Genomic DNA, 23697 nt, shown 5'->3' with positions numbered 1-23697 from the left:
GCTCGTGACCGTCCGGCAGATAGGCATAGTTGGGGACAGTAGACGCGCTCTGCCTCCGGGTCGGCCGTATCCAGGACCCCCTCGGCCTGCGTGGCCTGCGAGATCGCGCGGATGCGCATGACCTACAGACCCTCGGGCTCGCGCGTGGGCGCGATCAGCCCGGGCAGGCGCTCCTCGTAGCAGTGGTAGCAAGCCGGCGCGTAGCTCTCGTTGGCGCCGAGCTGGACCTGCGCGCCCTCCCCCACCGGCTCGCCGTCGACCAGGCGCATGTTGAACACCGCCTTGCGGTTGCAGTACTGGCAGGTGACCTTGACCTCTTCGATGGAGTCGGCGAGCTCGAGCAGGCGTTTGGAGCCCGGGAAGAGCTGGGTCCGAAAGTCCGTGCGCAGGCCGTAGCAGATCACCGGGACGTTCTGGGTCCGGGTCAGCACGCGCAGCTGCTCGATCACCCGCGGCGACAAGAATTGCGCCTCGTCGACGAGCACGCAGTCGAGCTCGGCGAAGAAGGGCGGGTCGAGCTCGCTGTCGTCCTCGAGCAGGAGATCCACGGGCTTGTTCAGCCCCGAGCGCGAGGCGATCACCGAGCCGCCGAAGCGATCGTCGAGCTTGGGCTTGAGCAGGGCCACGCGCTTGCCCTGCTGGCGATAGTTGTGGGCGACGGCCAAGAGGTTCATCGTCTTGGCGCTGTCCATGGTGCCGTAGCGGAAGTAGAGCTTGGCCATCAGCCTTGTTTCTCGGCGGCGGGTTTCTCTGACTCTGTTGTCTCGGGCACGGGCTCGGGCAGCTCGCGCTCGGCGAGGATATAGGCCATCAGAGCCATGGCCGCCGCGTTGCGCTCGAGGTGGTAGGGCGCGATCTTGTCGATGGTGTCGGCGGGGCTGTGGTGGAGGTCGAAGTAGTGGCTGGCGTCGGGGCGGAGCGCCAGGCCGAGCACGCCGGCCTTGGTCAGCGGTGAGATGTCCGCCCCGCCCCCGCCGAGCACGAAGCTCCCGGCGCCGAGGCCCTCGAAGAGCGGGGCGAAGGGCAGCAGCGCGTCGAGCTCGGCCTGCTCGTCGCCCACGCCGAAGCCCCAGGGCGCCCCCGAGCCGACGTCGGCCTCGATCGCGGCGACGTGGCGCTCGCCCTGGTGGGCCTCGAAGTAGGCCTTGCCCCCGCGCAGGCCGTTCTCCTCGTTGGTGAACAGGACCACGCGGATCGTCCGGCGGGGGATCAGCCCGAGCTCTTTGAGCATCAGCGCGGCCTCCATGGCCATCAGGCAGCCCGCGCCGTCGTCGGTGCTCCCGTCGCCCACGTCCCACGAGTCGATGTGCCCGCCGATCACCACGACCTCCTCGGGCTTCTCGCGGCCGATCAGCTCGGCGACGACGTTGGCGCTCTCGGCATCGGGCAGCTGCTTGGCCCCGAGCTCGAGGTGGACCTTGGGGGTCTGGCCGCGGGCGGCCGTGCGCGCGAACCACTCGGCGTCCTCGGGGGTGATCGCCGCCGCGGGGATCTTGGGCAGGTCCTCATCGTAGCTGAGCATGCCCGTGTGCAGGGTCCGCAGGCTGCTCGCGGTGACCGAGCGGATCAGCACCGCCTTGGCGCCGTACTTGGCCGCCCGCGACGGACCGAAGGCACGGATCTGCACCGTGGTGCCATAGTGCGAGTCGTGGTTGTCGTCGTCGTAGGGCGGCATCGCCTGGTTGATGACCACGATCTTGCCCTTCAGGGTCTCGCCGAGGACGTCGAGCTGGTCGAGCTCGTCGACGACCACGACCTCCGCCGTGATCCCCCGCCTGGGCGTGCCCACGGTCATGCCCAGGCCGAGCACCGGGAGCTCGCGCTCGACCGGCCCGAGGATCTTGGCGCTCTCCTTGCCGCGCACCCAGTGCGGGACCATGACCTTCTCGCGGCGCGCGTTGGCCAGGCCGTCGGCGCGCATGGTCTCGACGGCCCAGTCGATGGTGTCCTCGAGTGCCTGCGAGCCCGAGAGCCGGTGGCCGAAGGTGTCGGCGACGAAGGCCAGGCGGTCCCAGGCCCGGGTGTCTTCTTCGGCCATCGCCGTGAGCTTGCGCGCGACGCTGACGTACTTCTCATCGAGGGCCGGCGCCGGCTCGCGCACCGACTCACTGGTTGGCGCGACCACGCCCGGGCCCGCGCCCGCGGCCCGCGGGACCGCGGGCTCGGGCCCCGCGGGCTGAGCCCAGACGGTGCTCTCGCCTGGATCTCCCGCGCAGGCGACCAGGGCGAGGAGCGGGAGCGAGAGCAGGGCGCGAGACATCGCTCAAGCCATACCCGCCGCCTCGACGGTGGCGCAAGCGCTTCGCGTCGAGAGGCATCCGCGCGCCCCGCGTTCCTTGGTAGGGTCCGCCAGACAGAACAAGACGCGCGAATCTGCGTCTGAGGCCGACCCATGACCCGAGCCACCGAGTCCACGATCTCCGACCCGCGCCCGCGGCGACTGCTTCGCGGCTGGACCCTGCTCGCGGTCCTGCTCATGGTCTTTGGCCTCGCGGCCTGCAAGCCCGGCTACGGCTACGGCTACGAGAGCTACCCTGGAGGGGGCGGCGGTGGAGGCGGGGGCATGGACGGGCCCACCTCGATCGACGAGGTCGAGTACGCCGAGATCACCAGCTCCCGCGCCACCCGCTCCCGCGCCAAGCGCTCGCGCATGGTCCAGCGTGACAGCTTCGCCGCCGAGGAGTCCATGGCGGCCCCGCCCGAGCCGAGCGCCGCCCCGGAAGCCGAGCTCATCAGCGTCGAGCGAGAGCAGGGCGCCAACCAAGATCAGGGCAAAGATCAGGCTCAGGGTCAGGGCCAGCCCCCACCCAAGCAGGCCAGCGCGCGCCGCTTCGTCGTCTACACCGCGCAGATGCAAATCGAGGTCTACGACCGCGAAGCCTCCGTCACCATCGCCGAGCAGCTACCCGCGCGCTTCGGCGGCTGGCTGCAGGAGCGCCGCGACACCATGCTCGTCCTGCGTATCCCCGCGGAGCACCTCGAGGAGGTCATGGCGGCCATCGGAGAGCTCGGCGTCGTCACCTCGAGCCGGCTCCAGGCCGAGGACGTCACCGCCGAGTACACGGACCTCGAGTCGCGGATCCGCGTGCTCGAGGAGACCCAGGCCCAGCTACAGCTGCTCCTCGACCGCGCCAAGAACGTCGAGCAGGCCCTCGAGGTCCGCAAGGCCCTGGATCAGGTGACCATGGAGCTCGAGGTCGCCCGGGCGCGAATGCGCGAGCTGTCCAAGTCCGTGGCCTTCTCCACCCTGACCCTGCACTTTTTCCAACGCGGCCCCGAAGTCGCCACACCGAGCAGCAACGACCCCTTCCGCTGGGTCGACGAGCTCGGCGTCGAGGCGACCGAGTATCGCTGAAGCTCCCCCGTAAGCGCCCGTCCAGCGCCCGCGTTCGCGGACCATCCGACCCCGGACACTCTCCCCTGGTGATTTCATGAACCCACGAGCCCTCTCTCCCCGCCCCCTCTGGTGGCAGCGGCGGCATCGACTGCCCCGCCTCGCCTCTGGCCTCACTCCCCTGGCCTTGCTCCTGTGCCTCGGCGCTGTCGGCTGCGCGAGCAAGAGCAGCTACAACTACGCGTCCGCGGAGCTCAGCGGCCCCGACGAGCTGCCCCCCGCGCCGATGGTCGACGTGTCCACCGCGGCCCGCTCGGGCGGCTCGAGCGACTACGCCTACGACGCCGAGTACGACTTCGACGACGACCTCGCCGAAAACGAGAGCATGGCGATGGTGTTGGGTGACGCCCCCGCCCCGGCCCGCAAGGAGTACAAGCGGCAAGAACGCCAGGCGAATTTCAAGGCCAAGGCCAAGGCCAGCGCCCCCGCGTCCGAGCCCGCCCCCGCCAAGGACGAGGCCAGCCAGGGCGAGGCCCCCCTGTCCGAGGGCGACGACCAGTCCCCCGACCACGGGCGGCAGATCATCTATACCGCCGGCCAGCAGATCAGCGTCTACGACCTCGACGCGGCCATGGCCATCGTCGAGGCGCTCCCCGACCGCTTCGGCGGCTGGGTGCACATGCGCAACGCCAGCCAGGTCGTGCTCCGCGTCCCCGCCACGCACCTCGCCGAGGTCATGACCCTGGTCGCCGAGCTCGGCGTCGTCGAGGCGCGCTCGCTCCAGGCCCAGGACGTCACCGCCGAGTACGTCGACCTCGAGTCGCGGATCCGCGTGCTGCGGGACACCCAGACCCAGCTGCTCGAGCTCCTCGCCAAGTCCAAGACCGTGGAGGAGGCCCTGCACGTGCGCCAGGCCCTGGATCAGGTGACCATGGAGCTCGAGGTCGCGCTCGGGCGCATGCGCCAGCTCGGCGACCTGATCGCCTTCTCGACCCTGACCGTGACCCTGGTCGAGCGCGGACCCCAAGACGCGATCCCGACCAGCAACGATCCCTTCCGCTGGGTCGACGAGCTCGGCGTCGAAGCCACGGAGTGGAGGTAAGCCCATGCTCTCGTTCAAGCCCCTGTCCAAGCTCTCGTTCATCGCCGCCTGCCTGTGCGTCGCCAGCGGCTGCGCCAGCAGCTTCAAGCTCGACGACCCGCCGCCTGGCTTCATCGAGGTCAGCAACTACGACTACAGCGGCGACGCCGAGCTGCGCATGAAGGCGCCCGACAACGTCGGCCTCAACATCACGAGCTTCGCCAACCACCGCGGCGGCAAGCTCCCGCTGTGGGCCGACGACCTGGTCAAGAAGCTCGGCGCCCGCGGCTACGCCCTCGTCAACCAGATCCCCGTCGAGTCGGCCAACGGCGTGGCCGGGACGCGCTTCGACTTCCAGTATCAGCCCCCGGCTGGCGGCGATGAGAAGTTCTACACCGCGGTGCTCTTCGTGACCGACGAGTGGCGCGTGGTCGTGCAGCTCGCCGGCATGAGCGAGCTCGAGGGCAGCCACGGCGAGGACCTCGAGCGGATCTTGAAGGAGATCAAGATCGGCGGCTGCAAGGCCAGCGAGGACACCTGCGACGGACCGCAGCCCCCCCCGCTCTCGACCCCGGTGAAGCCCAAGCCGGCCAAGCAGGCCAAGCAGGCCAGCGAGGAGAAGGCGCCCGAGGACGCGGCCGAGCCCGCAGCCGAGCCCGAGCCCGCGCCCAAGCCCGAGCAGGCCGACGCGCCCGAGCAGGCCGACGCCAAAAACTGAGGCCGAGGGCGACCCCGCCCGAGCCCGATCGCCAACCGTGAGCGCAGCGCAGAGGATCGCGCTGCGCTCGTGTTTTTGCGCCGCTACCTGGGCTCGAGCGCCAGGCGGATCGCCCTGCCCTCGTCCACGAGCTCACCGCGGAGCTCGTGGGGCTCCATGGCCAGGCGCTCGCGCAGCCCCTCGGCCCCCGCCCGGGTCTCGAGCTGGCTGGGCAGCGCGCCCACGGGGAACTCGACCTCCCACGACTCGATGCTGCCCTCGACGCTCCCGGGGTTGGCGGCCTCGACCGCCGCGAGCACCTTGGGCAGGGCCGTGGGCCCGGCGAAGAGCAGCTGCTCGACGGGGGTCCCGCGCAGCAAGAACAGCGCCTCCACGCCCTTGCGCGTGGGCTCGTACTCGGGGACGAACTCACCCAGGCCGAGGGTGCTCAGGGCCTCGACGAGCGACGTGTCGGCGGCCGCGCTCGCCCACTGGCGGCCCTGCTCGGTGAGCCTCAGATAGGCGCGCAGGCGCTTGCCCTCGGTCCCAAAGGGCACCTGCAAGCTGATCCGATCCACGAGCAGGGGCGGGTTTTGCCGGTGCTCGTGGGTGTCGTCGTAGCCCACGCCCGAGAACTGCGCGGAGATCAGCGCGGCCTGGTCGGCGCGCTCGAGGGCGTCGCGGTCGAGCTCGATGAGGTAGCCGTCGCTGGGCTCCAGCGGATGGCTGCGGATCAGCGCCGGCGCGGCCAGGGCCTCGCGGTAGCTCGCGGTCTGGGTGTCGTCGAGATAGGACAGCAGGATCTGCAGCTGCGGATCCACGCGCCCCGACCACTTGGGGTAGCCGAAGTGATCGAGGACCAGCAGGTCGCCGACCTCGCGGACCACGAGCAGCGCGCGGCCGCTGTCCTGGCTGACCACGGCGACCACGTCGTCGAGGCTGAGCAGCAGCGAGACCAGGCGCATGCCGTGGCGCGGGGGCAGCGGGGTCTTTTGCAGGTAGACCTCCGAGCCCCCGGGGTGGCGGGCGATCAGCTCGGCGTGGCGGACCTCGAAGCGGCCCAGGCGATCGCTGCGCCCGACCATGCGCCAGTGCGTCCTGGGGATCAGCGCGCGCTCGAGCTCTGCGCGCAGCGGGTCGAGGATCTCGTCGAGGGCCGCGACCTTGTCGGCCTCGGCCGCGCAGCGCTCGCTGGTCGGCCGGTCGTAGCAGCCGGGGATCAGCCCCGCGGCGTCCATGGCCTCGGCGTAGGTGCAGCGACACGGCCCGAGCTTGCGGGACTCCACGGCGACGTCGCGGCGCAGATCCTCGAGGTTGTCGAGGGTCTCGCGGGCGCGCTGGATCTCCTGGGCCGAGGGCGCCATCAAGCTCGCGCAGACCGGACGATCGCGCTCGTAGCCGAGCTCGTCGAGGGCGATCGGGTCCATGTTGAGGGCGAGCATCCCCGTGGGCGGCGTGGGCGTGGGGAGCTCGTCGACGAGGGCGGGGAGCTGAAAGTTGGGCCCGGCGACGGTGCAGCGCACGACGGCCGCGTCCTCGGGGATCCACTTCTCGACCGCCTTGCTCGAGCGGCAGCCCGTGGCCGCGACGAGCAGCCCCAGGCCGAGGAGCAAGGCGGACCGGGCGGGGGATGGGGCGCGAAGGCGGAGCACCGCGGACGAGCATAGCAGGACGCGCGCTCGGCTTGCGCTACCCTGTCGCTGGTGTTCCTGCGCGCCGCCGCCATCCTCTCCGCCCTGGCGATTCCGCTCCTGCTCACCTTCGACGTGATCTCGGAGCTGCTCTACGCCCTGCCCCTCGTCGGCCCCTACCTCGGGCCGGCGCTCGCGGCCCTGTGCGCCCTGCCGGTGATCATCGCCGGCCGCGAGCGCGGCCAGGCGATCGTCGGCGCGGCCCTGTGTGCCCTGGCGGCCGGGCTCAGCCCCGAGGTCCCCGAGCTGCTCGAGGTCAGCGGGCCCCAGGCCCTCGAGGTCCACGATCTGCGCGAGGCCCCGCTCCCCCGCGCCTACGAGGGCCAGCGCAGCTACCTGGCCGCGCGCGGCTTCCTGCGCGAGGAGTGGGTGATCGACGAGTACCCCGGCGGCGAGCGCCCCGACCAAAACGAGCGGCCCAAGGCGGTGCTCTTGCCCCTGCTCGGGACCGAGGCCGCCCAGGTCGACCTCGACCCGGAGGCGGGCGTGGTCGTCGTCGCCCGCGTCGCCCCCGAGCGCCTCGACCAGCCCAGCCCCCAGACCCTGCGCGGGCGCCTGGGCCCGATCTCCCCCGAGCTCGTCGAGGTGCTCTTCGTGGTCACCGACGAGGCCGGGCAGGCGGTGATCCAGCGCCCGCCCGCGGTGCTCCTCGACACCCTCGACGTGCCCAGCCGCGGCGAGGCCCTGACCCGCGCCGGCCTGGCCGCGGGCGCCGCCCTGCTCGCGCTGCTCTTGCTGCTCACGGCCCTCCCGCGCCGCGAGCCCGAGCTCCCCGCGACCCGCTGAGCTCAGGGATTGTGATTTTTTCCCGCACGTCCTCGGGTGCGTCGCTGGGTAGTGAGGCCTAGGACCTCGGGGGTCAGAGGCGTGCATGGCCTCGCGGGGGAAAAATCACAGGCTCTCAGCGCTCTTGCTTGGCCAAAAAGCGCAGGCAGGCGCGCAGGCCCTGCTTGAGATCGCGCAGCGTGACCACCCCCGAGAGCATCGCGTCGAGGGAGACCAGGGTCTGGGCGACGCTCGGGTTGATCCCCGTGATCACGCAGTAGGTCCCGAGCAAACTCGCCGCCTGGACGACCTCGAGCAGCGTGTTCGAGACGTGGGTGTCGACCATGTCGACGCCGGTGATGTCGATGATCACGCAGCGCGCCTGGCCGCTGACGATCGCGTCGAGGAGCTTGGTCATGATCGCCAGGCCGCGGGCCGAGTCGATCGTGCCGATCAGCGGCAAAACCAAGATCTCGTCCCAGATCTCGAGGATCGGCGTCGACAGCTCGGAGATCGCCACCCGCTGGCGCTCGTTGAGCACCTGAAGCTCGCGCCGCTGCTCGCGGATGATCCGCAGCTTGTCCTCGAGGGTGCGGACCATGGAGCTCTGCGTGGAGAACAGCGCCTCCCGCCACGGGTCGGCCTCGGTGCCCCAGCTCTCGGCGTCGCGCATCTCGAACTGGCAGTGCGTGTGGCCCATGCCCATGCACTCGTGCTCGATGCACAGCACCGGGCGGCCGAGGAGCGCCGTGAGCCAGCCCGAGGCGTAGCCGGTCAGCGAGTGGCAGACCGGCGAGTCGCTGCGTCCGATGATCTTCAGGTGGTTCTCGGCCTCGTAGGAATTGATCCACCTGCCATCGATGTGCACGCGGCCGGTCTCACGATCGAAGTCGAAATGATCGTGCTCCGACGAGACGACCCCCTCCCAGGCGTGCAGCGCAGCGCCGCTCTGCAGCGCCTCCATGTCCGTCTCCCAGCCATAGATCTCGCGCAGGTTGAGGTAGTCCCCCTGCCCGCACTGATAGCCAAACTGACAGAGCAGCGCGCGCGCGAGCTTGGCCCCCAGCTGCTCGTACATCAGCCCGCGCAGCGCCCCCATGGCGCGCTGGCGAAAGATGATCATCCGCTCTGTCCCGAGCTTCAGCGTGCCCTGCTCGGGCTTGAACTCGAGCATCTGCTCGAAGTTGATGTCGCGCATCGTCATGCTCGTCTCGCCTGGCCAGGATATCGCGCTGACGAGGCGCCAGAGCACGAACACAATCTAATTACACGAGGGGCAAAGTCGCCCCCCTCCACGCGCGCGCCTCCTCGTGAGCGCTCGAAATCTCGTTTTGAAGTCGCTACAGCCGATCTGTGATCCAAAGCGTCTGCGAGCGAAACGCGCGATACAGATCCTCACGAAAACGGACGACCAGCCGCGCGACCTGGGCCGCGCCACCACTCACGAAGACGCGTGATGCACGAGCCGCAGCTCAGTCGCGCTCGGTGGGATCGATTAGATCAGCTGGATCAGCTGGATCAGCTGGATCAGTCCCCGGGTCCTCGCTCGCCGGCACCCGCAGGGACTCGGCCAGGGCCCGGTGGCTCGCAAAGGGCGGCCCGAGCTCGCTCAGGGGCACGACCGCCGGAGCCTGAAAGCGGGCCTTGAACGCGACCACGCGACGCAGCGCGTCCTCGACCAGCGCGTCCGGGGCCGCCTCGAGCTTGGCGATCACCTCTTCGCGCAGGTCCGCCGCGGAGCAGGCCAAGATCACGTCGACGCCTGCGCGCAGCGCCCCGAGGCTGCGCGCCTCGACGGAGAAGTGATCCGCGACGGCCCGCATCTCGATGTCGTCGGAGAGCACCAGGCCGTCGTAGCCGAGCTCGTCGCGCAGCACCCCCATGACCTCGGGGGAGAGCGTGGCCGGGCGCTTGGGGTCGAGGCGCGGGTAGAGCACGTGGGCCGTCATCACGCTGGCCACGCCAGCTTCGACCGCCGCGCGAAAGGGCGGGAGCTCGACGCGATCGAGGCGCTCGCGGCCGTGGTCGAGGCGCGGCAGCGCGAGGTGGCTGTCGAGATCCGTGTCGCCGTGACCGGGGAAGTGCTTGGCGCAGGCGGCCAGGCCTTTGCCCTGCATGGCCTGGATGAAGGCGGTGGCGTGAGCCGAGACCCGAGCCGCGTCGCGGGCGAAGCTGCGGTCGCCGATCACTGGGTTGTCGGGGTTGCTGTCGACGTCGACCACCGGCGCGAAGTCGAGGTCGAAGCCGCAGTCGAGCAGCTCGAGGGCCATGGCCGCGGCGAAGCGGGCCGTGTCCGCCACGCTGCGCGAGCCCAGGGCGCGCATCGGCGGCCACTCGGTCCAGGGATCTCGCAGGCGTTGGACCCGGCCGCCCTCCTGGTCCACGGCCACGGTCAGCGGCGCGTCCGCGGGGGCCAGCGCGTGGAGCTCACGGACCAGCTCGCGGACCTCGCTGGGCTCGCCGACGTTGCGCTTGAACAAGATCACCCCGCCGACGCGACCTTCGCGGATGCAGGCCGCGAGGTCTGGGGGGATCGTGCGACCCGGGAAGCCGACGAAGAGCAGCTGGCCGGGGTGCCACTGGGCGCTCATCGGGCCAGGGTACGCCAAGCCGAGGGCCGCGTGCGCTGCCGCGATCGCGCACCCCCAGGGCGCCCCCAATCCTGGCGCAATTTGCACCTAAAGCCTCTAAACGAGCTCCAGGCCCGGCGTTGACGGGTCATCGGACGCTGGCTATCGTGCCCCGCTTTCATGCCCACTCCTCGGCGACCACTGTGCTTCGCGACCTCTGTCTTGGGTCCGATCTTGGGATCGACCCTCGGCCTCGGCGTCGCAACTGGCCTTGGATTGGGCCTCGGATTGGGCCTCTCGGCGACGGCCTGGGCCGCCCCGCCGATGGGGGGGACCGGCTCGGGTGCCATGCCCGGCGGCCAAGCCGGCCCGGGTGGCCCAGGCGGCCCGCCCGGCGGCGGCGACAGTGAAGACGGCCCGGCCGAGGCCGCGCCCAAGGACAAGGGCGCCCTCGCCCCGGTCGTCCCGGTCCCGGCGCAGCCCGAGGGTCGGCGCAAGGTCCAGCTCTTCGAGCTCCACGGCTACTTCCGCATGCGCGCGGACTACTTCCACCGCCTGGACCTCAACCTCGACTACGACGATCTCGACACCGAGACCAACAAGTTCTTCATCCCTCCGGCCGAGACCGCCGAGCTCAACGACGAGGGCGACCTCTCGTCCAACGACGCCAGCTGCTACCAGCAGCTGAGCTCCGCCGGAGTGAGCGCGACGAAGATCAGCCAGCGCTGCGCCCGTCGCCGCGGCACCTCGAGCGCCAACCTCCGCCTGCGCCTCGAGCCCACGATCCACGTCACCGACACGGTCAAGGTCCACGCCCAGGTCGACCTGCTCGACAACCTGGTGCTCGGCAGCACCCCCCAGGGCTTCGCCGCCGAGAACCCCTGGGCGCCCGTCAGCCTGTTCACCCGCTCGATGGCCGCGCCCACCCAGGGCGTGAACTCGCTGACCGACAGCATCACGGTCAAGCGCGCCTGGGGCGAGATTCGCTTCGGCTTCGGCATGACCCTCGAGGCCGGCCGCATGCCCAACCACTGGGGTATGGGCATCTTCTATAACGACGGCAACGGCTACGATCGCGGCGAGCACGCCGACATCGTGCGCATGGTCGACACCGACTACGGTGACTCCGTCGACTCGGTCAAGCTGACCTTCGACTTCGGCCCCGACAAGCGCAACGCCCTGACCTTCGGCGTGAGCTACGACTGGGCGTCCAGTGGCCCGACCACGGCCCAGCTGCTCGGCGCCGAGTGGGACTCGGGCAACCTCGTCGCCCAGGCCTTCTCGGCCGAGAAGTACGACGACGTCCGCCAGTTCAGCATCTTCCTCGAGCGCCGCGACGACCCCGGCATGCTCCAGCGCAAGCTGTCGAGCGGCCTGCCCGTGGTCAACTACGGCTTCAAGTCCTGGTTCCGCTGGCAGACCCTCGATCGCGCCATCGGCACCCCCGGCATCGGCGACGGCCTGGGCGGCAACGCCACCGTCGACTCCGAGGTCGACCCCAGCGGCCTGTCCCACGCCGGCGTGTCCCTGGGCAACGGCGGCTACGACGACGACGGCGACAGCGGCCTCGAGAACTACGCCTACTCGCTGGTCCAGCGCCGCGGCTGGCTGCTGACCCCCGACCTGTGGCTGCGCATCAACTGGCGGACCATGCGGGTCGAGCTCGAGGCCGCCGGCGTGTTCGGCAGCTTCCGCCACCGCGACCTCGACGAGGACCGCACGAGCACCGACTTCGACGAGATCATCGAGACCGCGCTCGCCGACGAGCTCACCCGGGTGATCCAGTTCGGCTACGCGCTCGAGTTCAAGTACGGCCTGTTCAACGACCGCTTCCACATCGGCGTCGACCACGGCATGGCGACCGGCGACAGCTCGCCGCCCACGGCCCTGAACTACGCCTCGGCCTTCCCCAACGACACCAGCTCCATGGGGACGCTCAGCGACGGCTCGCCGAGCACGCTCTCGGCCTTCCGCTTCAACCCCGCCTACGTCCAGGACCTGCTGCTCTTCAAGGAGCTGCTCGGGACCGTGTCGAACGCGGCCTACGTCAAGCCCTGGCTGGCCTTCTACTTCTTCCAGAACAACTTCAGCGCCCGCGCGGACATCGAGTTCGCCGGCGCCTACGACAGCCGCGGCACCCTCGCCGGCGACAAGTCGATCTGGGGCCTCGAGCTGGCCGGCTCGGCCCGCTACCACGACGTCGACGACCCGATCTTCATCCAGCTCCAGTACGGCGTGATGTTCCCCTTCGGCGGCTTCGAGCCCATCGTCACCTCCGGCTCCGGCGCGGACGCGACGACCGAGCGCCTCGACGCCAAGGCGGTCCAGACCGTCCAGGCGCAGCTGGGCATCCGGTTCTAGAGCGGGCTCGCCTCCGCGCAGAGCTCCTGGATCTTGCGCACGTCGCTGGCGTGCAGGGTCATGTCGTCGCTGCCTTTCGCGCGGGCCATCGACTGGATCAGCCGGACGTCCTCCATCGTGGTCTTGATCGCCTTCCCCTTCGCCTTATCGCCGCTGCTGGACGAGCGCTGATGCTTGGGTTTGCTGTCGCCCTTGATGTCGACGGTCTTGTTCTGGAGGGCCGCCTGGATCGCCGGTGAATTGGCGAAGGCCGTGAGCCGGTAGCACATCACCGAGGCGTTGTTGTAATTGCCGTCGCTCTCGTTGAAGAAGCTCCGAGCCCCGTTGGCGTGGTTGTTCCAGTCCTCGTGGTCGACGCCCTGGAGGTATTTTCCGAGCTTGCAGCGGGCGAAGTAGTGCTGGTGGCCAAGGCCGAGGCAGTGGCCCATCTCGTGGAACAAGCAGTGTTCGTCGTAGGAGAGGATCTGGGGCCCGCCCTGACGACCGACGGGAGACGCACCTCCGCCACCTCCGCCCGTGTACCGGAACACGACGTAGTCCTCCTCGTCGTCCCGCGGGAACCACAGGTCGAGGCCGACGCTGACGTTGAAGCTGTGGAGCATCGCCATGAGGTTGTTCTCCGTGAACCTCGCGCTGTCGTAGGACTGCGCCTCGATCACGCAGGGCACGCCCCTACGCCAGTGTTTTTTTTGACTCCGAATCCACACGTTCATGGTGCTCTCTCCTAGGAAAACAGACCGCCGATGGTCTTGCCGAACTTCTCGGCCTCCTTGCCGATGTTCTTGCCGAACTTCTCGAACTCCTTGCCGAGGCCATTGAAGGCCTTCTCGATGTCCTTGGGCGCGAAGCCGGCGCTCTTCATCAGCTTCTCGACCTCCTTGGGCCCGGCGCCGTAGGCCTTGGCGATGCCCTTGGCGAAGTCATCGGCCCCGGACTCGACGGCGAGCCACCCCTTCTCGACGGCCTCGGCGACGTCGTCGAGGCCGCCGAGGACGTCCCCGAAGATCTGCTCGGCGCCGTCCTCGATGGCCTGCAGCGCGTGGCTGGTCAGGGACTTCATGTCCGGGAGCGGCGTCGAGATGATCAGCTTGGGGAATTTCAGGGTCGTGCCCTCCCACTTGAAGGTCCCCGTGAGCGTCAGCTTGAAGACCCGCGCGGTGATCAGCAGGTCGACGCTGCCGCCGAGGCTCGTGTCGAGCTTGATGCGCCCGAGGCTCGTCTTGGTGCCCGGGATGTCGAGCTTCAAGTTGAGCTTGATCGCCAGCTTGATGCTGCCCTTGGCCTTGAAGCCCTTGTCGTCGACGGTGCAGGCCAGCTGCGAGCTGACCGCCCCGGTCTTGCGCGAGAGGGCGAACTTCATGCCCGACTTGCCGGCCTCGATCAGGACCTGCTCCTCGAAGAAGCCCAGCAGCGCCACGCGGGCCGAGAGCATGAAGCTGGGGGTCTCGTAGAGGCTGAGGCTGGCGCGGATCTGCGGGCCGCCGAGGGCCGCGGACCGGGTGACAGGGACGGGCTCGCCGTCTTTGGCGCGCTGCTCGACCACGGCGCTGCGGGCCTCGGCTCGGCGATCGACCCCGGGCGCGTAGAGGGCCGCGCCCTCCCAGGTCGCCGGCTTCCACACCAAGTCCCGGCCGCCCGCGCCAAAGTCCTGCACGCGCGCGCCGGCGCCCTCGTCGGCGGGCCAGTAGGCGAGCAGCCCGGCCTCGCCGCCGGTGAGCTCGCGGCGGGCGTGGCCGCGGATGTCCTCGGGGCTGCGGGCCCGCTCCCAGATCCGGACCTCCGCGATCGCGCCTCGAAAGCCCGCGGCGTTGCGCGGCCGGGCGCCGACGCCGACGCCCTGGCCCGTGGCCACGGCGGCGCCGCGAAGCTTGGCCTTGCCCACGGCGCGGCCGTCGAGGAAGAAGGTCAGGGTCTTGCCCTTGCGGCTGACCGCGACGTGCTGCCACTGCCCCGGCGTGACCCGACCCGCCGGGCCCGCGCTGACCAGCTCGGGGCCGGCGGCCCTGGCCTGCTGAGCCAGCTTGGCGAGCTGAGCCGGGCTCGGCGGTCGCTTGGACGGCTTGGCCAGCTTCGACGGACCGCCTCCCTGCGCGAAGCAGAGCGTCCCCGCAGCGTCGATCTCGAAGCTGAAGTCGCCGGCTGGATCCTTGGACACGATCGCCGCGGCCTTGCCCCGACCCTCGGGCTTGATCCAGGCCTCGATGGTCAGCTCGCCATTGAGCGCGAGCCCCTTGGTCTTGGGTGCGCGGGCGGCCTTGCCCCGCGCGTCGATGCCCGTGAGCAGCAGCGCGTAGGCCGGATCTCCAGGCGGGGCCTCACGGGTCGGCGCGGGCTTGGCCCGGCTGAGCCTGAAGCCCTCGCCCGCGTCGAGGCTGTAGGCCGCGATCACGCCGGGCTCGTCGGCGTCGAGGCGCTTGTAGCGATCGAGGCGGAGATCGACCTCGGTGCGGAGCTTGGACCACACGCGCAGCTGGGCGACCTGAACGCGATAGTTGGCCTTGTTGCCCCCGAGCGCGAGCCCCTTCAAGGTCGGGGCGAAGGCGCCCGCTGGCGTGGCCGTGGCCACGCGCTCCCCGTCGATCCACAGGCCCAGCGCCTCGCGGGCCTTGCCGCCGCAGGTCACGGCGAGGTGGATCCAGCGATCGTAGCGCTTGCCAAAGGGGGCCTCGATGCGCTCGCCCTTGCCCTTGCCGACGATCCACAGCAGCTTCCCGGCGGCCGTCAGCCGCAGGACCATCCGCCCGGCCTTGGGCGAGCTTCCGAGGTGCAAGAGCAAGGCGGCGACGCCCCTCTCCCCCTTGCCCGGCGCCTTGATCTTGACCCACAGCTCGGCGGTCAGGGCCGAGCCGGCGGCGAGCTCGAAGTCGCCGCGCTCGACACGGGCGGCGGTCTTCTTGCGACCCTCGAGGATGAGGCCGCCGAGGGCCACGCGGGGGACCTGGGCCTTGGCCTGGGCGGTCGCGTTGGGCTCGGCCTGCTTGGCGGCTTGCTTGGCGACCTTCTTGGCCTGCTTGGCGCCCTTCTTGGCGGACGTCTTGGCCTGCGTGGCCGGGAGGGCGAAGGCGTTCGGCGAGCCCTTCGACTTGCGCTCGAGATCGGCGAACAACTTCGCGCTGTCGGCCGCGGTGATCTCGAGCACGTAGACCTTCGACTTGCCGATCCTAGCCAGGCGCAGCGGCTCGGCGCTACCCTCGAGCTTGATGCCCTTGGACCAGTCGGCGCTCGCGTCGATCTGCGCGTTCCAGCCCATGATCTCGATCTTGGCCTTGAAGCGGAAGCCCTGCTGATAGTAGAGCGAGCCGATGTAGGTGCTCTCCGGGCAGATGTAGATGTCGACGTCGCGAAAGCCCGAGTCGAACAGCGAGATCAGCTGCTTGGGCAGCTTCTTGCGCGCGGCGGGGGCGATCGCCGCCTTCAAGAAGGTCCCGAGGGTCAGCTCGTTGAAGCGCAGCGAGAGCACGCTCTCGGCGGGGTCGATCGAGTTGATGAGCACGGCGAAGGAGCCCTCGAAGCCGCCCATCTTCGCCGCGCCGGCCAGGCCCACGCTCGGCAGGCCCGACACGCTCACGCCCACGCTCAGGGCCACGTCGGCGAGGGTGAAGCCCTCGATCCCGAAGGCCTTCGTCCAGGTCCCCGTCATCGTCGCCGCGAGCATCATGCCCGTGGCCTCGACGGTCATGCGGGCGTCGAAGAGCAGCTTGTCTCGCAGCTCGACGGCGACCCGACCGAACACGGCCATCGCTACGTCGCCGTCCTTTTCGAAGCCCAGCCGGAAGCCGGCGCTCTCGAAGCTCACGCCCTTGGCGACCTCGAAGCCGGCCATCGTGGCCTCGAGGGCGCAGCCCTCGCTGGTCAGGGCACCGCGCAGCATCAGCGAGGCGCCGTCGTCCCCGATGACCTTGGCGAGGGGGGCGAGCGCGCCCGAGGCCGAGAGCGCGACCGGGAGGTAGAAGTTCACGCCGCGCTGGACCGTGCCCGAGCCCGCGGGCTGACCGGGCATCCCGAGGGCCCGCGGGCTGAAGGACGACAGCAGGATGTAGGCGTTGGCGATGCTCAGGCCGTCGAGCAGCGCGAGGCTGTCGTCGATGCTCGAGAGCTTGAAGCTCGAGTCGAGGGTCAGCCCCAGGCCCATCCCCCAGCCGGCGCCCTCGGGCTTCTCGACGAAGAGCTCGGGCCGGCCGAGGCCCGGCGCCGTCGCGCCCAGGGAGAAGGACCGGCGCTCGAGGTCGGCGGTCACGACCACGTCCTCGAGCGAGGCGTCGAGCATCGCGGTCGGGAAGGGCAGCGACTTCAGGGTCTGCTTGCCGAGCAGGGTCTCGGTCGTCGCTAGCAAGCTGAGCTCGGGGACGCGGGCCTCGAGCATGAGGCTGCCGGGGATCCTCCAGTCGGCGGCGAGCTCGACCCCGCCGATGTCGATCACGCCGCCGAGTTGGGCCGAGGGCGTGGCCGTGGTCGACACCTCGAGGCGCAGCCACAGCTGCTCGAGGGTGAGGCTGGAGACCCCGATCGGGATGCTCCAGTCCCCGGCCAGGACGGCGAAGATCGCGAACCTGGCCGGCGTCACGCAGCCGAGGACGTCGAGGCGCTCGATCTCCAGGTCCGGGCCGCGAAGCTCGGGCACGAGCGCCTCGACGATCGCGCCGAGGTCGATCTCCTCGCCCTCGTCGAGGTAGATCCCGAAGTCGAGGCTCGGGAGGTTGAGGCGACCCCGGAAGCGGGCGCCAAAGCACTCGGCCGCGCACTCCGCCCAGGCGCTGACCCGAGACATGCGCGTGCCCGGGCTGGTGATCACGAAGCTGAGCCTGAAGTCCTCGAAGGCGAGGCGGTCCGCCATGACCTCCATGCGCGCGTCGAGCCCGACGCGCAGCTCCACGGCGAGCAGCCCCCGCGTGCGCATGTTGATCGTCAGCCCGACGCGCTCGAGCACGACGTCATCGAGCGCCGGGAACACGCCCTCCATCTCATCGAGGACGCCGCCGGCGTCGAGGGCACGGGCGAGGCCGTCGAAGGCCAGCGCCGAGAGATCGGAGGTCCCGACGTCGAAGGTGATCTGCTCGTGCTTGGGGCTCTCGAGGCGCGCGCCGATCGGCAGCTCGAAGGCGTCCTCACCCTCGCCGTAGGTCGCCGTGGCGCTGACTCGGACGAAGGCCCGGGCCTGGACCTCGAGGGACTTGGACTTGGACTTGGACTGGGACTTGAGCTTGGGGCTGAGCACGCTGACGAGTTCGACGCAGGCCGGGAAGCCGAGCTCGCCGAGCCTGGCGTCGCCGAGGGTCTCGGAGCGGCACCACATCCGCGGCGCCCCGGCGACCAGCTCCATCGGCCCCTCGACCTTCGCGCGCTCGCCCTGGAGCAGCCAGGCCATCGTGTTCAGCGGCCCGAGGTCGACCTCGGCCGCGAAGCTCAGCCCGCGCAGCACCGTGTCGTAGACGGCCTGGTCGGCGGGCTCGAGCCCAAAGTCGGTCTGGAAGTCGCGAGCCAGGCGCCAGCTCGGGGGCTGCTCGGGATCGTAGTCGGCCTCCTGCCCGCGGCTGTCGATGGTGATCACCGGGTGGCGGAGCCCGAAGCCGTCGAGGTAGCTGCCCTTCATGGCCGGAAAGCTCGACGACAGCGTCCAGACCGTCGGGAAGTTGCTGGCCGCGAGGACCATCACCGTGAGCTCGCCGTCGACGAAGAAGCGGGCGCGCAGGTCGACGCTGATCTGGCCGAAGAGCGCGCCCTGCCCCGCGACGCTGACCGTGCCGTCGTCGTCGGTGGAGAGCTCGGCGTCCTCGATCTTCAAGATCCCGTCGGCGCACAGCCCGCGGATCGTGGTTTGGATCGAACGGACGCCGAGCTCGTCGGCGCGCAGGGAGAAGGAGCGCCCGCTCGAGCACGCTTCGATCCGAGACTGGAGATCCATGCTAGCCACGCTAGCAAGCGATGTGCCGCCGCCTGGCTCGTGTTTTATCTTGGTGACTTGGCGAAGTCCGACGCCGATCGCTCATGCGATCCTGGCATCACCTGCGGTTCTCGCAGTGCGACGGGGCGTCGCCAGTCTACGAAGGCGAGCGCGAGACATGAACGAAGCGCTGGAAACTTGGCGCGCCTCACGACGAGCTCGCGCCCATCGCCCGGCGGGCGAGGCTCAGCGGCAAGGTCAGGGGCGCCGCGAGGTGGGCGACGACCTTCATGATCCGCAGGCGCTTTTGCATGGCCTCACGGTCGTTGACCCGGGGCATGGGCTCGCTCGGCACGGGCAGCTCGAGGAACTCGCACAGCGGCTCCCAGCCGTCGCGGATCTCGTAGACGAGCAGGCGCTCGGCCGGGATCGTGCGCTTGACGGCCTCGGTGTGCGCTTCGAACACGGAGATGGCGTAGTCGCGGTCGGCGAAGCGCCCGTCGAACTCCCCGTCCCAGACGACCGCGTGGACCATGTCGGGCATCGCCCGCATCTTGCTGCTCAGCGGCGTCAGCCAGGTCTGCGGCGCCTGCCTGACGATCTTGGACAGCTCGAAGATCGAGTCCTTGGCGCTCTCGTACCAGCGCCCCGGGTCGCGGACCGAGAGCACGACCTTGGCCTCGGGGTAGCGCTCGGCGAGGTCGGCGTAAAAGCGCGTCGTCGGCCAGTCGACGGCGGCCACGTAGTCGCCCAGGACCTGTTCGAAGTCGACCGCCTCGCCCCGAGCCTTGCGCAGCCAAAAGTCCGCGTGGCCGTTCTCGATGACCTCCATCATGTGGTAGCAGCGCCCGCCCAGGAGCGTCTCCAGGGCGTGCTTGAGGCTCAAGGTCCCGGTCCGACCAAACCCAGCTCCGATCACGCGTAGGCTCATCGCAGCAATGATGGCACACATCCGAGACGGGGCGACGACCCGCCTCGCTGCGCCGCGGTGACAGGGTCGTGGGTGCGCGCCGCTCGCTGTGGCATGCTGGTGCCATGCGCGCCCACGCCCCCTCCTTGGTCCTGACCGCGGCCCTGGCCCTCGCCTCCATGGCCACGAGCGCCTGCAAGGAGAGCGGGAACGACTACTACGCCGAGGGCCTGCGCCTGCTCGGCGAGGCCGAGCGCGGCGACTGCAAGCTGGGCTTCGACCGCGCCTCTGGCCAGCAGGTGATCAACGCCGAGCGCGTCCGCACCTGCCTCGAGAAGACCAAGGCCGGCCTCGAGCAGCTCCAAAAAGCCCGCGAGCTCGGCGTCGACCACCGCGAGATGAGCGACCTGATCGAGAAGACCGAGCTCGAGGTCGAGCGCCTCGAGAAGATGTACAAAATGGTCAGCCGGATGCAGGGGCAAAAGAACTTCGAGGATCTCCCCGGCACCTGAGCGCCCTGGTTCTCGCTAGCTGGCGCCAGCGCTGGCGCCAGCCTCGGCCCGGGTGACGCAGGCCTGGTCGCCCTGGGCCTGGCAGATCTGGATCAGCCGGTTCCAGGCCACGCGCTTGTCCGCGTCGAGCTCGACGGCGAGCTCGGCGAGCTCCCGGGCCTCGCCCAGGCTCGCGGGCTCGCGCGAGAGATAGAGCGCGAGGTTGGTCAGCGCCGTGCTGCGCTCGGGATCGAACTCGAGCACGCGGCGGGTGAGGGCGATGGCCTCGTCGGTGGCGCCAAAGCGATCCCGCGCCGCCGCCAGGCCGATCAGCGCGCGCGGGTGCTCGGCGTCGACCTCGTCGAGCACGAAGCGATAGCCAGCCTCGGCCTCGAGCCAGCGCAGCGGAGAGTCCGGGGCGAAGGCGAAGCGGCCCTGGATCCACAGGCACATGGCGTCGGCCAGGCGCCGGCGATCTCCGCGGGCCTCGAGGCGCCCGTGCCAGCGCTCGACGGCCGCGCGCAGCTCGGGGGGGAGCTCGCCGGCGCGGCCAGAGCCCTGGCTGGGCAGGCGAGCCCCCGGCGGCAGGGCGTCGCGCGGCGGCGGGAGCTCGCCGACCCACAGCGGCGGCTCACCCCAGCCATCGCGCGAGGGGACCGCGAGGCCGCCGAGCACCATCGTCGCTGGCGACTCGATGGCGAGCGGCCCCTCCCAGGCCTCGAAGACCGCGACCAGCCGCCCGGCGTCGCCCCTGGCAGGGTCCGCGCCCCTGGCCGCGCGCAGGATCCTCGCGCGTCGAGGCTCGCGCAGCTGCCAGGGCGTGGGCTCGCGGTAGAGGTGCTGGGCCGGCTGGGCGATCACGTCGGGGCGCGCGCCCTCGATGATCCGGGCGGCGAGCAGGCCCGCGCTGAGGTCGTCGCTCTGGCTGAGCAAGAGCGCGCCCTGGGGCGTGCGCGCGAGCACCTCGTGGGTCCACTCGTGCGGCGCCCACGAGCGCGTGAGCGCGATGTCGGAGGCGCTGACCAGGCCCGCGGGGATCCACAGCGCGCAGGCCAGCAGCGGCAGCGCCACCCAGCCGCGCGCGCCCAGCCGCGCACGCCCGTCGCGGATCAGCCAGCGGTGCACGCCAAGGCCCAGGGCCACCGCCGCGACCAGCCCCAGCGCCAGCCCCGTCTGACGATCCCGGCCGCCCATGGGGTTGATGGCCACGGCGTAGACCAGCTCGACCGCCGCGATCCACCCGAGCCAGCGCATCAGCCGGTGGTCGTCATCGACGAAGCGGGACAGCTTCGCCTCGGGATCCTTGGTCGCCCGGGCCCGGGCGAGGGCCGAGAGCGGGCGGCTGAGCCCGAAGCTCACGGCCGCCAGGGCGATCAGCACGCCAAAGGGCCCGAGGTCCTCGAGCAGCCGGCCCAAGCTCGCCCGCGCGTGCAGGGCGTAGGCGCGCAGGCCCATGCCGTGGAGCTTGACCGCGAAGCTCTCGCGAATCGCCGTGGCCTGCACGTGGTCCCAGATCGCCGCCAGGCTCTCGGGGTGCCCCCAGTCCGTCATCGGCCCGCGCGTCGCCGCCAGCGGTAGGCTCACCACCACCGCCGAGCCCAGGGCGACACAAAGCGGCGCCCAGCGAGCCCAGGGTTCGCCTCGCCGCCAGTCGAGCACCCACGCCAGCGCCACCGCAGGCGCCAGCGCCAGGCGCAGATCTCCAAAGCCCCAGGCCGCCACCACCGCCGCCAGCACCCCCACGCAGCGCCGCGACACTCGCCGCGCCTGCCCCACCGCCGGATCGAAGCCCCACAGCGTCGCCATCACCAAGAGCCCCGCGAAGGCGTAGATCTCGACCACCCGGCCGTGGCGCACGAAGGTCAGCCCCAGCGGAAGCCACAGCCCGATCACCCACAGCAGCGCCCAGTGCACGCGCCGCCGCGCCAGGATCGAGATCGTGAGCGCCAGCGCCCCCGCCATGCACGCGCTCGAGCACAGCGCCATGCGAAAGCCCAGCGAGCCAAAGGGCAGCGCCGTCGCCAGATGCAGCAGCGGCACATAGCCCGGCGCGCCCGTCGGGTGCATCACCCCGAGCTCCGCCCCCGCCGCAGCGATCTCCCCCGAATCCAGCCAAAAGTGCGCCGGCGAGGCCCCGACAACCAGGAACAAAAAACAGATCCACCCCAGCCACAGCCCATGCGGCACCCCCAAAACCCCCCCAGCACCCTCTCCCTCTCCCTCTCCCTCGGGATCGCCGTCCATCGCCCGCAGGGTACACCACAGAATCCTGGATGCGCCCCTAAGAGCCCGTGGTGAAACCCACCACGGGCTCCTACGCGTAAGCCCCGAGGCTGACGAGCACGGTCAGGACCTCGAGGATGTCGACGGCCGCCAGAGGCGGGTGGGCGTGGCGGCCGAGGATCGCGTCGACCTCGATGACCCCGCGGGTCTGCTCGAGGTCGTCGATCAGCGCCGCCGCAGCGGCGGCCGAGCTTCGCTCGGGCCACTCGAAGCTGCGCCCGCACACGCCGATGATCAGCGCGTCCTCCCAGCGCGCGTGGGCCAGACGGATGCCGGCCCGACGAACGAGGCGGGCGCCAGGGTCGACGGGCGCGGCGAACTCGTCGACGGCCGGGAGCGCCGCGGTCCCGCCCATGGTCGCGACTTCCAGCGCGCGTACGACCTCGGCCCGCGACAAGGGCGAGGCCCGATCGATGACCATGCTCAAGGCCATCGAGGGCCCGTCGGGCTCGAAGCCGTGGACGTGGGTCCCGGGCCAAAACACGAGGTCGCCGGGCTCGAGCGAGAAGCTGTGCTCGGGCGGGATCCTCGGCTCGGCCAGGCCGTTGGCGTCCTCGACCCACTCGGCGTCGGCGTCTTGCAGGATCAGGCCCTGCCAAAAGTGGGCGCGACGCGAGCCGCTGAGGACATACTGGAACACGCCTTCTTGGTGGGGGTCGACGTGGTAGCCGAAGGGCGTGCGGGCGTAGTCGCCGACGAAGGCGTTGTAGCGATAGCTGCGTGGGCCGGTCTCGGCGAGGACCGGGCCGAGCAGGGCCTGGAGCCGGCCGAGGGCGTCGAGGCTCGCGCACTCGAGCCCGGGAGCCTGCATGCCAAAGGACCCGCCGAGGGCCTCGTGGGTCTCGCGGACCCAGGCTTCGAAGCTGTCGTGTTCGGGTCGCGGCAAAAAGGGCGCGGGCTCGAGGATCATCGCGCCGGCTCGATAGATCTCGGCAGGCCGACCGGGATCGGGATCGGCACTCGCCAGTGGGGGCTCGATATCGAGGCCCCAGCTGCGCTTGACGGCATCAATTTTATCGCGCGCGCTGCTGGCCTTGGCCTGGGGGTGGACACGCTTGATCCAGGCGAAGACCTCCTCGACCTCGAACAGCGGGCCGAGGCCACGCAAGACCGCGGGCTCGCCAGCCTCGAACACCGCGTACATCTGCACCGCGGCCTGTTCGAGGAGCTCGGGCAAAATAGCGCGTCGATCTTCGCGGGTGCTCACCGCAGACGTCTCGCAACTTTGGCAGCGTTCGTAAAGCGCGTATTCGTCGGCCGCGTCATGCTCGACCGCGCACATGAGCGCAAGTTGCGATTGGCGGCACCGACGAGCAAGCCTTGCAGTCGCCGTGAACCGAGCTGCTCGGCATCGAACGAGTTGGGAGCTACCGCAGCGAGGGCGAGAACGTCGACGCGGACATCCTCCGACTCGGCGCCGGCGCGGGCGTCGTCGAGAGGGCCGGCCCAAGGTTCACTCGCCCGCGCTCAACCACATCGCAAGGGGCTCCTGGCGCAGACCCCTCACCCCCAACGAGCACGCCCCACACCCCCTCGCAAGCTCCCAGACCCCCCTTTGGGGGTCAGAGGGGGCGTTCGACCGCGGAGCGGGCGGACGTGCATGGCCCCAGTCGCCAACGCAGCGCGGGGGGCC

16 protein-coding genes are annotated in these 23697 nt (G+C 70.5%); 6 read left to right on the top strand and 10 right to left on the bottom strand.

Features of this window, described 5'->3' with window-relative positions; genetic code table 11:
• Positions 1 to 122 precede the first annotated feature (122 nt).
• Positions 123 to 722, bottom strand: a complete 600-nt coding sequence (locus G6O69_RS15180; protein WP_172304218.1) for a thymidine kinase — start codon at positions 720 to 722, stop codon at positions 123 to 125.
• Positions 722 to 2260, bottom strand: a complete 1539-nt coding sequence (locus tag G6O69_RS15175) for a M20/M25/M40 family metallo-hydrolase (protein ID WP_172304217.1) — start codon at positions 2258 to 2260, stop codon at positions 722 to 724. Before G6O69_RS15175 ends, G6O69_RS15180 begins: the two co-directional genes overlap by 1 nt.
• Before the next feature lie 132 nt (positions 2261 to 2392).
• Between G6O69_RS15175 and G6O69_RS15170 the strand changes: the two genes are divergently transcribed.
• The 3 genes from G6O69_RS15170 to G6O69_RS15160 all read left to right on the top strand — a co-directional run bounded on the left by G6O69_RS15170 (position 2393) and on the right by G6O69_RS15160 (position 5133).
• On the top strand, positions 2393 to 3355 hold the full coding sequence (locus G6O69_RS15170) for a DUF4349 domain-containing protein (RefSeq protein ID WP_172304216.1): 963 nt from the start codon (positions 2393 to 2395) through the stop codon (positions 3353 to 3355).
• Between the two features lie 166 nt (positions 3356 to 3521).
• A complete protein-coding gene (locus G6O69_RS15165) occupies positions 3522 to 4436 on the top strand; it encodes a DUF4349 domain-containing protein (protein ID WP_172304215.1) in 915 nt (304 codons plus the stop codon).
• Positions 4437 to 4440: 4 nt separating this feature from the next.
• Positions 4441 to 5133, top strand: coding sequence for a hypothetical protein (locus tag G6O69_RS15160; protein ID WP_172304214.1), 693 nt, complete (start codon positions 4441 to 4443; stop codon positions 5131 to 5133).
• An 83-nt stretch (positions 5134 to 5216) separates the two neighbouring features.
• Here G6O69_RS15160 and G6O69_RS15155 read toward each other — a convergent pair whose 3' ends face one another.
• Entirely contained in the window at positions 5217 to 6764 is a 1548-nt protein-coding gene (locus G6O69_RS15155) for a hypothetical protein (RefSeq protein ID WP_172304213.1), read from the bottom strand.
• 51 nt (positions 6765 to 6815) lie between these two features.
• Here G6O69_RS15155 and G6O69_RS15150 point away from each other — a divergent pair, with 51 nt between their 5' ends.
• Complete coding sequence (locus tag G6O69_RS15150) at positions 6816 to 7589, top strand: hypothetical protein (protein WP_172304212.1); 774 nt, start codon at positions 6816 to 6818, stop codon at positions 7587 to 7589.
• 115 nt (positions 7590 to 7704) lie between these two features.
• On the opposite strand, the gene G6O69_RS15145 is transcribed toward G6O69_RS15150, so the two are convergent.
• Both G6O69_RS15145 and nagZ read right to left on the bottom strand, forming a co-directional pair.
• Complete coding sequence (locus tag G6O69_RS15145; protein ID WP_176396850.1) at positions 7705 to 8820, bottom strand: XylR N-terminal domain-containing protein; 1116 nt, start codon at positions 8818 to 8820, stop codon at positions 7705 to 7707.
• A 220-nt stretch (positions 8821 to 9040) separates the two neighbouring features.
• On the bottom strand, positions 9041 to 10159 hold the full coding sequence (nagZ, locus tag G6O69_RS15140; RefSeq protein ID WP_172304210.1) for a beta-N-acetylhexosaminidase: 1119 nt from the start codon (positions 10157 to 10159) through the stop codon (positions 9041 to 9043).
• Positions 10160 to 10318: 159 nt separating this feature from the next.
• Between nagZ and G6O69_RS15135 the strand changes: the two genes are divergently transcribed.
• On the top strand, positions 10319 to 12499 hold the full coding sequence (locus G6O69_RS15135) for a TIGR04551 family protein (RefSeq protein ID WP_176396849.1): 2181 nt from the start codon (positions 10319 to 10321) through the stop codon (positions 12497 to 12499).
• On the opposite strand, the gene G6O69_RS15130 is transcribed toward G6O69_RS15135, so the two are convergent.
• The 3 genes from G6O69_RS15130 to G6O69_RS15120 form a co-directional block, all read right to left on the bottom strand.
• Complete coding sequence (locus tag G6O69_RS15130; protein ID WP_172304208.1) at positions 12496 to 13212, bottom strand: M12 family metallopeptidase; 717 nt, start codon at positions 13210 to 13212, stop codon at positions 12496 to 12498. The two genes, G6O69_RS15135 and G6O69_RS15130, sit on opposite strands and share 4 nt — an antisense overlap.
• Positions 13213 to 13223: 11 nt before the next feature.
• Positions 13224 to 18401, bottom strand: coding sequence for a LamG-like jellyroll fold domain-containing protein (locus G6O69_RS15125; protein ID WP_172304207.1), 5178 nt, complete (start codon positions 18399 to 18401; stop codon positions 13224 to 13226).
• A 187-nt stretch (positions 18402 to 18588) separates the two neighbouring features.
• Entirely contained in the window at positions 18589 to 19311 is a 723-nt protein-coding gene (locus G6O69_RS15120) for a sulfotransferase family protein (protein WP_172304206.1), read from the bottom strand.
• A gap of 104 nt (positions 19312 to 19415) precedes the next feature.
• Between G6O69_RS15120 and G6O69_RS15115 the strand changes: the two genes are divergently transcribed.
• Positions 19416 to 19802: a hypothetical protein gene (locus G6O69_RS15115; protein WP_172304205.1), complete on the top strand. Its 387-nt coding sequence runs from the start codon at positions 19416 to 19418 to the stop codon at positions 19800 to 19802.
• 15 nt (positions 19803 to 19817) lie between these two features.
• Here G6O69_RS15115 and G6O69_RS15110 read toward each other — a convergent pair whose 3' ends face one another.
• Both G6O69_RS15110 and G6O69_RS15105 read right to left on the bottom strand, forming a co-directional pair.
• On the bottom strand, positions 19818 to 22025 hold the full coding sequence (locus G6O69_RS15110; protein ID WP_172304204.1) for a DUF2723 domain-containing protein: 2208 nt from the start codon (positions 22023 to 22025) through the stop codon (positions 19818 to 19820).
• Between the two features lie 70 nt (positions 22026 to 22095).
• On the bottom strand, positions 22096 to 23241 hold the full coding sequence (locus G6O69_RS15105) for a cupin domain-containing protein (protein WP_172304203.1): 1146 nt from the start codon (positions 23239 to 23241) through the stop codon (positions 22096 to 22098).
• Between the last annotated feature and the right edge of the window lie 456 nt (positions 23242 to 23697).

The organism is Pseudenhygromyxa sp. WMMC2535, from assembly GCF_011083025.2.
Note: the sequence above shows the minus strand (reverse complement) of the source record. Positions and strands in the feature narration are given on the sequence as shown.